The 11,234-nt window shown below is 65.0% G+C and carries 16 protein-coding genes and 1 riboswitch; of the genes, 8 read left to right on the forward strand and 8 right to left on the reverse strand.

Features of this window, described 5'->3' with window-relative positions; genetic code table 11:
• Positions 1 to 44 precede the first annotated feature (44 nt).
• Entirely contained in the window at positions 45 to 872 is an 828-nt protein-coding gene (locus tag C0Z19_RS05745) for an IclR family transcriptional regulator (RefSeq protein WP_102608809.1), read from the reverse strand.
• Between the two features lie 93 nt (positions 873 to 965).
• On the opposite strand from C0Z19_RS05745, the gene C0Z19_RS05750 reads away from it, so the two are divergent.
• The 4 genes from C0Z19_RS05750 (at position 966) to C0Z19_RS05765 (ending at position 3,828) form a co-directional block, all read left to right on the forward strand.
• Positions 966 to 2,156 (forward strand): acyl-CoA dehydrogenase, encoded by a 1,191-nt coding sequence (locus tag C0Z19_RS05750; protein WP_102608810.1) that lies wholly within the window; start codon positions 966 to 968, stop codon positions 2,154 to 2,156.
• Between the two features lie 300 nt (positions 2,157 to 2,456).
• Entirely contained in the window at positions 2,457 to 2,759 is a 303-nt protein-coding gene (locus C0Z19_RS05755) for an ElaB/YgaM/YqjD family protein (protein ID WP_102608866.1), read from the forward strand.
• 135 nt (positions 2,760 to 2,894) lie between these two features.
• Positions 2,895 to 3,281: a phage holin family protein gene (locus tag C0Z19_RS05760; protein WP_425330234.1), complete on the forward strand. Its 387-nt coding sequence runs from the start codon at positions 2,895 to 2,897 to the stop codon at positions 3,279 to 3,281.
• Between the two features lie 160 nt (positions 3,282 to 3,441).
• Positions 3,442 to 3,828: a DUF3318 domain-containing protein gene (locus tag C0Z19_RS05765; RefSeq protein ID WP_233196016.1), complete on the forward strand. Its 387-nt coding sequence runs from the start codon at positions 3,442 to 3,444 to the stop codon at positions 3,826 to 3,828.
• Positions 3,829 to 3,903: 75 nt separating this feature from the next.
• Here C0Z19_RS05765 and C0Z19_RS05770 read toward each other — a convergent pair whose 3' ends face one another.
• From C0Z19_RS05770 to glyA, 7 genes are all read right to left on the reverse strand, one after another.
• A complete protein-coding gene (locus C0Z19_RS05770; protein ID WP_233196017.1) occupies positions 3,904 to 4,455 on the reverse strand; it encodes a type IV pilin protein in 552 nt (183 codons plus the stop codon).
• A 17-nt stretch (positions 4,456 to 4,472) separates the two neighbouring features.
• Positions 4,473 to 5,132 carry a pilus assembly protein gene (locus tag C0Z19_RS05775; protein WP_102608813.1) on the reverse strand — a complete coding sequence of 220 codons (660 nt, stop codon included), beginning with the start codon at positions 5,130 to 5,132 and terminating at the stop codon, positions 4,473 to 4,475.
• On the reverse strand, positions 5,129 to 5,959 hold the full coding sequence (locus tag C0Z19_RS05780; RefSeq protein WP_102608814.1) for a PilW family protein: 831 nt from the start codon (positions 5,957 to 5,959) through the stop codon (positions 5,129 to 5,131). The genes C0Z19_RS05775 and C0Z19_RS05780 overlap by 4 nt, the downstream gene beginning before the upstream one ends.
• Before the next feature lie 2 nt (positions 5,960 to 5,961).
• Positions 5,962 to 6,393 (reverse strand): hypothetical protein, encoded by a 432-nt coding sequence (locus tag C0Z19_RS05785; protein WP_146012003.1) that lies wholly within the window; start codon positions 6,391 to 6,393, stop codon positions 5,962 to 5,964.
• The gene (locus tag C0Z19_RS05790; protein WP_102608816.1) at positions 6,390 to 6,989 is read right to left on the reverse strand and encodes a GspH/FimT family pseudopilin; all 600 of its coding nucleotides are present in this window, start codon (positions 6,987 to 6,989) and stop codon (positions 6,390 to 6,392) included. Before C0Z19_RS05790 ends, C0Z19_RS05785 begins: the two co-directional genes overlap by 4 nt.
• Before the next feature lie 198 nt (positions 6,990 to 7,187).
• The gene (gene nrdR, locus C0Z19_RS05795; RefSeq protein ID WP_102608817.1) at positions 7,188 to 7,667 is read right to left on the reverse strand and encodes a transcriptional regulator NrdR; all 480 of its coding nucleotides are present in this window, start codon (positions 7,665 to 7,667) and stop codon (positions 7,188 to 7,190) included.
• A gap of 6 nt (positions 7,668 to 7,673) precedes the next feature.
• Positions 7,674 to 8,921, reverse strand: a complete 1,248-nt coding sequence (gene glyA, locus C0Z19_RS05800; protein WP_102608818.1) for a serine hydroxymethyltransferase — start codon at positions 8,919 to 8,921, stop codon at positions 7,674 to 7,676.
• 158 nt (positions 8,922 to 9,079) lie between these two features.
• A riboswitch (ZMP/ZTP riboswitch) is annotated at positions 9,080 to 9,179 on the reverse strand.
• A 95-nt stretch (positions 9,180 to 9,274) separates the two neighbouring features.
• Between glyA and ybgC the strand changes: the two genes are divergently transcribed.
• From ybgC to C0Z19_RS05825, 4 genes are all read left to right on the forward strand, one after another.
• Positions 9,275 to 9,745 (forward strand): tol-pal system-associated acyl-CoA thioesterase, encoded by a 471-nt coding sequence (ybgC, locus tag C0Z19_RS05810; RefSeq protein ID WP_102608819.1) that lies wholly within the window; start codon positions 9,275 to 9,277, stop codon positions 9,743 to 9,745.
• Between the two features lie 155 nt (positions 9,746 to 9,900).
• Positions 9,901 to 10,578 (forward strand): protein TolQ, encoded by a 678-nt coding sequence (gene tolQ, locus C0Z19_RS05815; RefSeq protein WP_102608820.1) that lies wholly within the window; start codon positions 9,901 to 9,903, stop codon positions 10,576 to 10,578.
• A 10-nt stretch (positions 10,579 to 10,588) separates the two neighbouring features.
• The gene (tolR, locus tag C0Z19_RS05820) at positions 10,589 to 11,038 is read left to right on the forward strand and encodes a protein TolR (RefSeq protein WP_102608821.1); all 450 of its coding nucleotides are present in this window, start codon (positions 10,589 to 10,591) and stop codon (positions 11,036 to 11,038) included.
• On the forward strand, positions 11,035 to 11,234 hold a 200-nt coding region (locus C0Z19_RS05825; protein ID WP_146012004.1), incomplete at its 3' end, for a cell envelope integrity TolA family protein. The genes tolR and C0Z19_RS05825, both read left to right, overlap by 4 nt.

Genomic DNA, 11,234 nt, shown 5'->3' on the forward strand with positions numbered 1-11,234 from the left:
TCCTGCTGCTGCCGCCCCACGCCCACCGACGCTTTGGTACCGCTTCAACGCGACTGTCCGAGCCGCCGCGCCAGCGCACGCAGCCGCGGCGCGACGCGCTCGCGAAAAACGTCCTCCCCCATCGACGACGCCGGCCCACTGCAGCTCAAGACGAGCCAGCGACCGTCGCGCGGATCGCGAAACGGCACAGCCACGGCGTTGACGTCCTCGTGCCAATCGCGAAAGGAAAAGCAGCAGCCGTCCCGTGCGAACGCCTCGATCTCGCGCCGCGCCGCCTGCGCGAGCCCGGCGCCGGCCTGTCCCTTCCCGGCTGCTTGCGCGAGTTCCGCGAAGAGGGCATTGCGTTCGTCCTCGCCGATGACGGCAAGGTAGGCGCGCCCCATCGAACTCGTCAGCATCGACAAGCGCGAACCCGACGCCAGGCCCAGCGTCAGCGCCGTCTCGCTGCGAATCGTCTCCAGATAGATCATGTCCAGCCCGTCGCGGCAGCCCAGCGAAACGGCTGCGCCGACCTCGCGCGCCAGCGCGCGCATATGCGGACGCGCGAGTTCGAGCGTGTCCGTGCCGGCCAACAGCCCGAAGCCGAGCGAAAGCACGCCGGCATCGAGCGCGTACTTGCCGAGCGCTTCGTCAAAGCGCAGATAGCCGAGCACGGTCAAGGTATAGGCGAGCCGGTTGACGGTCGCTTTCGGCAAGCCGGTGCGCGCCACGAAATCGCGATTGCCGAGCAGCGTGTCGCCGGGCCGGAACGCGCGCAACAACTCGAGCCCGCGTGCAAGTGCGACGACGAACTTGCGCTCGTCGACATCATCGGGCCACGCAGAGGGCCGGGCGGCGGAACCGGGCGAAGAAACGGCAGTGGATGCGGCCATCGGTGGATGCTAAACTCGATCGTGATTTGCAAAACAGTGTTCCGCATAGCGGAACCATAGTCAAGCCTCATCAAGCATTGAAAGGAGATGACAATGGCCGACGCCGCCCGCTTCCATTGGGACGATCCGCTGCTGCTCGACCAGCAGTTGACCGAAGAAGAACGGATGGTGCGCGACGCCGCGCACGCCTACGCGCAAGACAAGTTGCTGCCGCGTGTGACCGAGGCGTTCCGCCACGAGCGCACCGACATCGAGATCTTTCGCGAAATGGGCGAACTGGGGCTGCTCGGTCCGACGATTCCGGACACCTACGGCGGCCCGGGTCTCAACTATGTCAGCTACGGTTTGATCGCGCGCGAAGTCGAGCGCGTCGATTCGGGCTACCGATCGATGATGTCGGTCCAATCGTCGCTCGTCATGGTGCCGATCTTCGAATTCGGCTCGGACGCGCAAAAGGCGAAATACCTGCCCAGGCTGGCGACGGGTGAATGGATCGGCTGCTTCGGCCTGACCGAGCCCAACCACGGCTCGGACCCGGGCAGCATGGTCACGCGAGCGCGCAAGGTCGACGGCGGTTACTCGCTGTCGGGCGCGAAGATGTGGATCACGAATTCTCCGATTGCCGATGTGTTTATCGTCTGGGCGAAACTGGAAGAAGACGGCGCCGACACGATCCGCGGCTTCATTCTCGAAAAAGGCTGGAAGGGCCTGACGGCGCCGGCCATCCACGGCAAGGTGGGCCTGCGCGCATCGATCACAGGCGAGATCGTGCTCGACGAGGTTTTTGTCCCGCAGGAGAACATGCTGCCTAAAGTCAGCGGCCTGCGCGGCCCCTTCACCTGCCTGAACTCGGCCCGCTATGGAATCGCCTGGGGTGCGCTCGGGGCGGCCGAAGCGTGCTGGCACACGGCGCGACAATACGTGCTCGACCGCAAGCAGTTCGGACGCCCGCTGGCGGCAAACCAACTGATTCAAAAGAAGTTGGCCGACATGCAGACCGAAATCACGCTCGGCTTGCAGGGCGTCTTGCGGCTCGGCCGCATGAAGGACGAAGGCACGGCCGCCACCGAAATCACGTCGATCATGAAACGCAACTCGTGCGGCAAAGCCCTCGATATCGCACGGCTCGCGCGCGACATGCTCGGCGGCAACGGGATCTCGGACGAGTTCGGCGTCGCACGACATCTCGTTAATCTCGAAGTCGTCAACACGTACGAAGGCACGCACGACATTCACGCGCTGATCCTCGGTCGCGCACAGACGGGCATTCAGGCATTCTTCTAACCAATCAAAGCAACAGCGAAGGCAGCCGCGCCGCCCTCGTCGAAGGCGGTGCGGTCGCCGGCCGCTTCGATTTTCTCTTGCGCGCGCGGCGCTCTCCGGCTTCCGACCGTTTGTAATTTCGTCCCGGCCACGCGACACTTTCGACCTCTTGACTCAGATCATCACTTCGCGCGATGGGGCGCGCATGCTGATGGCGCGCGCATCGGGAACGATTCATGCGGGATGTTTGCCATGCTGCGGTGCGCCGCCAACCGGCCTATCTTTGATACGATGCACGCGTGGAATGAAAAGGGGGCACTCATGTCAGAAGTCAACAAGGAGAGATTGATGTCCGATATCAAAACCGTCCTCGCGGATGCCGAGGATCTGTTGAAACAAGCCGCGAGCGCGACTGGCGAGCGCGCGTCGGAACTTCGCGAAACGGCATTGAGCCGTCTGAAGCAAGCGAGGGAAAAGGCTGCGGACGTGCAGGTCGTCGTTGTAGAAAAAGGCAAGAAGGCCGTGCGCGCCACCGACGACTACGTTCACGAGCACCCTTGGACAGCCATCGGCGTTGCGGCGGGCATCGGCGTGGTCGTCGGTTTGCTGATCAACCGCAAGTAAGCGCGCTCGCGCTGAAGGCGGCTCGCGCCCTTTCTGCGCGCGGGCTTTTGCCGGACCGGCTCCGCGTCGAGTGAAAGCGATTTCACTCGACGGGGCCGTTGCCGGCTGTCGCACTGCATGCTTTCTCGCCAATCCATGCCAAACGATAACCCTTCGTCGCATCCCAGCCACGGGCCGTTGCGCCGCATGATCGCGTCGATATTCTCGCTGATGCACAGCCGGCTCGAATTGATCGGAGTCGAGCTTGCCGAGGAACGCGACCGGATCGTCGCCGTCATTTTTCTCGGGCTCGTCGCCGTCACGTTCGCGATGTTGGCGCTGATCACGCTGACCGCGTTGATCGCCGTCGCCTTCTGGGACAGTTACCGTTGGCAGGTCCTCGCCGCCCTGACCGGCGTCTATGCACTGGGCGCCCTGATCTGTGCGCTGCGCGCCCGGGCCGGGTTGCATTCGGCGCCGATCGTGTTCGAGGCTACACTGCACGAGTTCGAGAAGGATCGGGAGATGTTCCGCGAACCGTGAGCACCGGCGGCGGCATCAAGCGAACGCGGTAGCCGGCCGCATCGATCGGCCGCCTACTCGACCTTATAGGACGCACTCACACTCGCCCCCTATGAACCAACCCTCATCGTCACATCCGGCACATCGCAGGTCTCCGGTTCGCGATGCGAGCACCCCGCAGATGCGCGCGGTTCGCAAAGAGTTGCTGCTGTTGCGCGCCGAAGTCGAACGCTCGGAATTCGTACAGGCTCGCGCGGAGCTGCATCGCAAGCTCGGCAATCTGAGCTGGCTCAGGCTCCTCGTGCCCGGTCTCGGACGGGTCCGTAGCAAGGGGACGACTCGCGGCGTGAACGCCACGCTCAGCGACTGGGTGTTCAATCATCCACTCGTCAGCTCGATCGCCTCGCTGGTGTTGACCAAGCCGCTGCGCGCCACCATCGCTGCGGGCGCGAAACCGCTGCTCAAATGGGGCGCCCTCGGCGCGGCCGGCTGGGCGGCATTTCGGGTCTGGGGCCAGCTCTCGCGCGCGCGGCACGAGCCGGAGATGGAAGCGCCAAACGACGAGTGACGAGTAGCGGCACCGGCGCTCGCGGGGCCTCGTGTCAAGCGGACAAGGGCGCAAGCGCTGCGTTAGCGTCGCGCATCAGGGCGGCCGACCGAGCCAGCACGCATGCGCATTGGCGCTTTCGGTCCGCGCCATCCGATTCGAGCGCGCACCCAACCCATCGAGCACGTAGGTTCCACACGCGTCGCCCGCCATGGGTCCCCCCTCCACCGGTATCGCCTGAATCTCGTAATTTCCGCCACGATCGTTGAACCAGACGAGTTCGAGTCGATAGACAGCACGCCCGTGCGCGGGCGTACGCGCGAGATCCGCTGGCAATGCACGCCTCGCCGTCGGGTCGGCGGCGATGGCGCTAACATGCTGCGCGGCTTGGTGCAACGCGACGACCGCATCGACCCGATGGCCACGGGCCGCGTAGGCAACGTAAGTCGGTACGCCATACGCTGCCAGCACAGCCATCATCGCGAGGGCGACGATCAGTTCCAGCAGCGAAAAGCCGCTGGCTGGCGGCCCCTCCATACGCGCGCCGCGCGCAAGCGGGCGGAGACATCGCGACGCTCGCAGCACGCAAGGGTTGCGTGCGCACCATGCTCGGCACTCGACAGCCACGGCCTGAACCTTCGAGGTCATCGCATAGGCTCGCGCCATCATGTGCTCCCAGCCTCAGCATCCGTCACGATGCGCCGCCAGGCGCTTCGTTCGCGACCTTCCCGGCCTTCCCCGCCTTCACGGGCTTCCCGCTTTTCGTCGCGGACGATCATGAGCTGGACCCGAGCCTGCACGGCCTCGTTGACCCCGAACCCGCGCGACGTGATCCAATAGGTGCGCGTATCGGCGCTGCCTTCAACGAGCCCTGTCTCGATGACGCACTGAGGCGCTCGCGCCGATCCGGGCCACGAAGGCGCGGGCTCGTATGCCCCTGGCCCGTCGAAGGCCCCGGGCCTGCTCCATTGCGGCGGCTCTCCGGACCTCGTGAGCAGCACAGGCGCGATACCGGCGCGTAAAGCTTCGGCGCACAGCGCAAGGGCGTTATCCGCCGCGTGAGCCGCACGCAGATGCTCATGCACATTTGCGGCGTGGCGCATTTGGGCGATCGACGCTTCGAGCCAGACGGCCGAGGTCGTCAGCATCATCGACGCGAGCATCAGCGCGCCCGGCAGCACGATGCCGCAATGCTTGCAGGACGTGGCACGAACCGGCCAGCCGGCCGCAACGCCCGGACGGCCAACGGCCCGAGCACGCAGCGCGCGGCCCGCACGGCTGGCCGGTCGAAGCGTCCTCGCGGGATCGGCTGGCTTCGCCGTCAAAAGACACGCTCTTCGTGGTTACGCAGCACCAGGTGGCGCGACAAAGAAAGCCGGCCTCGTCCATCCGGGCTCGCGACGCGCCTGCCATCGCAATCGACGAACGTCTTGGCTGCATTGGCGCGCCTGCCACGAACGACGACGCACAGATCGACCGCCACGACGTTGCTCCATTGCGCGCCATCGATCTCTCCGGCGCCGGCCGGCTCGGCCGCGCCGCGCAGCCAATACCGAAGCGTCAGGCGCTCGATGCCCTCGACGATCGGCTGCGGCGTGGCATGCCCATTGCCGAAGCAGTAGAGTTCGGGCTCCTCGCGCCCCGACGGCAGCGCGGCATAGAACTGATTGACGATCACGGCGTATTCGCCCTCGCGCTCGACGCCCTGGCCCAGGCAATCGGTCGGCTGGCCCGACCGGTTGCGCCAGGTCGCCACGCCGTCGTCGGCGTAGCGCACGACGATCGCATCGGATTCATCCGCATCGGATGAAGCAAGCGCGCAGCGAGGCTCACCATATACGCCGCCGGCAACGGGCCGTGCGGACTGGCAACCGAACACGCCCGGCATCACGCGTGCGCGCAGCGGCGGCCGATCGACAGGCGCATAGCCGGCCATCTGGATGTGTTGACCGATGACGATCAGCGCAGCGGCGCCGGCTTCGCGCATCGATGCGGCGTCCGCCGATCGGATGAACGTCTCGCGCTGCGAGCGATAGAGCGTCAACGTACCGGCGAGCACGACGAGTCCCAACGCCGACGCGACGAGCCATTCGAGCAGCGTGTGCCCGCTCTGACGTTGCAACGCGCGCTGCGGCGCCTGATCGCGTGCCATGATCAGCGGCTCGCGAAGGGCAGCGCGATGCAAGGCGAAAGCCCACTGTCATCGGCGGGAGGGCACGACGCGAGTCCCGGCGATCGTCCGCGCCCGAATGAGCCAGGACGATGCCCCCACTCGACGACGAGCGCACCGGCATCGCGCGCTTCGTCGGAAATCGACACATGTATGCCCGGCAATACGCGGGCTGCGCGCGCTTGCACATGGGCTACCCACGACGCAGGTCGCTCCGGGAAAGACAGGCTTTCAGCAATCGATTGGGCAATCCACGCCGCCTGCTCGCGATGCGTCTGCGTATCGGCGCTACGCAGCGCCGCAAGCTGCGCCGCCGCGGCGCCCAAAATGGCGCTCGCCAGAAGCGACAACGCGATCAGCACTTCGAGCAACGAAGAACCGTCGTCTCGCCGCTCGGACAGGCAACTGCCACTCATGCGCGCGCCCGCCCGCTGCAAGCGCCGCGTTCGAGCCGCGCTCTACCGCCGGCGGCGACGCGAATGCAGCGACTCGATGACGCGCTCTGCGGCCCACTAGCGTTCACACCTGCCGCGGTGAATTCGATCTTGCGAAACCCGCCGATCACTTGCCCCGCAGGCGGCGTGAACTCGATAGCGGGGGCAGCCGCGGCGATCGATACGCCCGACATACGCCGATGGACACGCAGAACACGGCCACCGGGCCCTTGTTCGACGACGACCATCCAACCGCACGACCAGCCGCGCAATGCACGCTCGCAAACGTGCCCTTTGGGCAGGCACTGCGCGCGCGCATCGGCGGGACATACGACCACGCGCGCTCCACGAGCGATTGCCTCGCCGCGCGCGAGCGTGAGGCTGGCGAGCAGCGCCCTGGCCGCGCCATCGACACGATCGCGCGCCTGCCACGTGGAGAGCACGGGCGTAACCGCCATCGCGCTCGACGCCACCAGCGCCGTGACGACGAGCAACTCGACGAGCGAGAACCCACCGCGGCGCAATCGCGCGCGCTGCCGGATCCGCCTGCTACGTTCGCACTTGAATACGACTTGCATGTCCCACCACTCCCTTGATCGGCACGGCGCCAATCTATCGTGGGAGCGAGCGCGCGAACATCTGCCGTTCGGCCAGGTGGCGCACATGCGCGCCGCCGCTCGACAATGACGCGTCGTTTCGGGTGGTGGATGAGAGAGGGAAAGGAGGGATTGATGCAGCGAGAGAATCGAACAACGCGCAGCGTGAAGCCGCGCCGATCAACGTTTGCGTGCGGGCTTCTCGGGCCTTGGCCGGCGAAATTCCTCGATCACGTCTTCGAAATCGGACACGTCTTCAAAGCGTCGGTAGACCGAGGCGAATCGAACGTAGGCGATCTTATCGAGCTGCAGCAACTCGTTCATCACGAGCTCGCCAAGCCGCTCGCTGCGCACTTCACGCTCTCCGCTGCCCAGAAGCTGATACTCGATGCGAGCCACCGCCGCATCGATCGCCTCGGCGGAAACCGGACGCTTGCGCAGCGCCAGCTGCATGCTTGCGGCAATCTTGCGGCGGTCGAACTCGCTACGCGTGCCATCCTTCTTGACGACCGCCGGCAGCGTCAGCTCAACCCGCTCGTACGTCGTGAAACGTTTGTCGCAGGCTGGGCAGCGACGGCGCCGCCGGATCGCGGCGCCGTCCTCCGATACGCGCGAGTCGACGACCTGCGTATCTTCGTGCCGGCAGAAGGGGCAGCGCATGGCCGATCAACGATAGACGGGGAACCGCTTCGTCAGCTCGGCCACTTCAGCACGCACGCGCTCGATCGTTGCGGCGTCTTCAGGGTTGTCGAGCACGTCGGCGATCAGATTGCCCACTTGCTCGGCTTCCTTCGTGCCGAAGCCGCGCGTCGTCATCGCCGGCGAACCGAGGCGGATACCGCTCGTGACGAACGGCTTTTCGGGGTCGTTCGGAATCGCATTCTTGTTGACCGTGATATGCGCCGCGCCGAGCACTGCCTCGGCAGCCTTACCCGTGATCTTCTTCGCACGCAGGTCGACGAGCATCACGTGGCTTTCCGTGCGCCCCGAGACGATGCGCAGGCCGCGCTTGACGAGCGTTTCAGCCAGCACGCGCGCGTTTTCCACCACTTGCTGCTGATAGGCCTTGAAGTCGGGCAAAGCCGCTTCCTTGAACGCAACGGCCTTGCCGGCGATCACATGCATCAGCGGGCCGCCTTGAATGCCGGGGAAGATCGCCGAATTGATCTGCTTCTCGAACTCCGCCTTCATCAGGATCACGCCGCCGCGCGGGCCGCGCAGGCTCTTGTGCGTCGTCGTCGTGACGAAATCGGCGTGCGGCACCGGATTCGGATAAACGCCGGCCGCGATCAGGCCGGCATAGTGCGCCATGTCGACCATCAGGTAAGCGCCGACCGACTTCGCGATCTTCGCCAGACGCTCGAAATCGATCTTGAGCGCAAATGCCGAAGCGCCGGCCACGATCAGCTTGGGCTTGTGCTCCTGCGCGAGCTTCTCGGCCGCGTCGTAATCGATGTCTTCGGCCGCGTTCAGGCCATAGCTGATCACGTTGAACCATTTGCCCGACATGTTCACGGGCGAGCCGTGCGTCAGGTGGCCGCCTTCGGCGAGGCTCATGCCCATGATCGTGTCGCCGGGCTTGAGCATTGCGAAAAACACGCCCTGGTTCGCTTGTGAGCCGGAATTGGGCTGCACGTTCGCCGCTTCCGCACCGAACAGCGCCTTCACGCGATCGATCGCCAGTTGCTCGACGACATCGACATATTCGCAGCCGCCGTAATAGCGCTTGCCCGGATAACCCTCGGCGTACTTGTTGGTAAGCTGCGAGCCTTGCGCAGCCATCACGGCCGGGCTCGTGTAGTTTTCCGACGCGATGAGCTCGATGTGCTCCTCTTGGCGGCGGTTCTCCTGCTGGATGGCGTTCCAGATCTCGGGATCGACGTTGGCGATCGTGCTTTGGGCTCTGTCAAACATACGCGTTCCGTTAAGGGTAAACAGGTTCGCCGAATCGTGCGCGGGACACGTACTGATCGTACGCTTGCGCTACTGGCGGCAAGCCAGCCCTGACGTGGCGGAGGATTCCGTTACGCGGGCGAGACAACCGCAGGCGACGCGAACGACGGCGCGCGATACTCGGCTGCCCAGGCGAACGGCAAAACGGCACCCTGCGCTTCACGGTGGGTCGTTCCACCTTGACCCCGGAGGGTTCTATCGCCAGTCACACAGGGATGAGCGCGCTAGTTTATTGGAAGCGACGCCAATAGGCAATTGGGGAAGTTTTATGCGATTTCGAGACAGGCGCGCGGGTTCCGGTAAAATGCCCGGCCATGAACCAGAGCACCACCTGCCGCGGCGTGCCATCCCGCTTCGATTGGCCGGTCCGCGTCTACTACGAAGACACCGACGCAGGCGGCATCGTCTTTTTCGCCAACTATCTGAAGTTTTTCGAGCGGGCGCGCACCGAATGGCTTCGCGCGCGCGGCATCGACCAGCACCAACTCGCGAGCGAATGCAAAATCCTGTTCGTCGTCAGCGAAACAGCCGTGCAGTACCGCGCGCCCGCGCGCCTGGACGACTTGTTGACGATCGCCAGCCGCATCGAGCGGCTCGGCAAAGCGAGCGTCGGGTTCGTGCAAGAAGCGCGTCGAGGTGATGACGTCTTAGCCGTGGGCACGATCCGCGTCGGCTGCGTCGAATATGGCACGCTCAAGCCCGTCGCGCTGCCGCGTTCCGTGGCGGATGCGCTGCGCGGTGATTCGCACGTATCCGAAGCCGGCATGTCAACGACAAATGCCTGATGTCCGTTGTGACTACGTCCAAGAACTTGTATCGTGCCGATCGATATCAAGCGGGGTTGGGCGTTCAAGCGGCGGCGCTTTCAAATGGCCGACTAAAACCCTGTTCGCGCCTTGCAAGCAAGCCCTGCCCGTTCTGACGCATAAGCTTATCCTTTATGAACAACGCACAAGACTTATCGATCGTTTCCCTGGTCCTCAATGCGAGCGTGCTCGCGCAAGCGGTGATGGGGCTGTTGCTCCTGCTGTCGCTGATGTCGTGGACGTTCATCTTTCGCAAGTGGTTTGCCATCCGGCGCGCGCGGGCGCAAACTGAGCAATTCGAGCGCGATTTCTGGTCGGGCGGCGACCTGCAGGCGCTGTATCAAAGCGCCGCGAACAATCGCCATACGATCGGCGGCCTCGAACGGATTTTCGAGTCGGGCATGCGCGAGTTCCTGAAGGGCAAGGAGCGGCGGATCAACGATCCGGGTGCAATCCTCGACGGCGCGCGCCGCGCGATGCGCGCCGCGTTCCAACGCGAAATGGATGTGCTCGAGGCCAACCTCGCGTTCCTCGCGTCGGTCGGCTCGGTGAGCCCTTACATCGGTTTGTTCGGTACGGTCTGGGGGATCATGAACGCGTTCCGCGGCCTCGCGAACGTGCAGCAGGCAACGCTCGCGAACGTCGCGCCCGGCATCGCGGAAGCGCTGACGGCCACCGCCATCGGCCTGTTCGCCGCGATCCCGGCTGTCGTCGCCTACAACCGCTACGCGCACGACATCGATCGCCTTGCGATCCGCTTCGAAACGTTCATCGAAGAGTTCTCGAACATCTTGCAGCGCCAGGCGCATTAAGGAGTACGCGATGGCCGGCTCAACCAATCGCTCCAGCATGCGCGGCGGCCGTTCCCGCCGCGCGATGGCCGACATCAACGTCGTGCCGTATATCGACGTGATGCTGGTTCTGCTCGTCATCTTCATGGTCACGGCCCCGCTCGTCGCGCCTTCGATCGTGAATCTGCCGACCGTCGGCGGTGCCGCGCCTCAGCAGCAGACGCCGCCTGTCGTCGTCAACATCCGCGGCGACGGCAAGATGAGCGTGCGCTACAAGGACGACGCCGGCGGCTCGCAGGAACAGCAGATGACGCGCGCCGACCTGGCCACCTTCGTGACCGAACGCGAGGTGTCGCATCCCGACCAGCCGGTGGTGATCGCCGCCGACAAAAGCGTGCAGTACGAAGCCGTCATGAACGTGATGTCCGACCTGAAGGCACGCGGCGTGAAGCGCGTGGGCCTGCTCGTCAAATCGCAATGAACCGCAAGCAGTCCGTCTATCCGCTGCAACCGCCTCGCGAGCGCGGCACCGGGCGCGCGTTCGCGTTCGCGCTGCTGATGCACGTCTTGCTCGGGCTGTTCCTCTATCACGGCATCCACTGGCAGAACAGCACGCCGGCCGGAGCCGAAGCCGAGCTGTGGACGGACATTCCGCCCACGCCCACGCAGCCCCCTCC

This window comes from Trinickia soli, from assembly GCF_002879855.1.
Classification (GTDB): Bacteria; Pseudomonadota; Gammaproteobacteria; order Burkholderiales; family Burkholderiaceae; genus Trinickia; species Trinickia soli.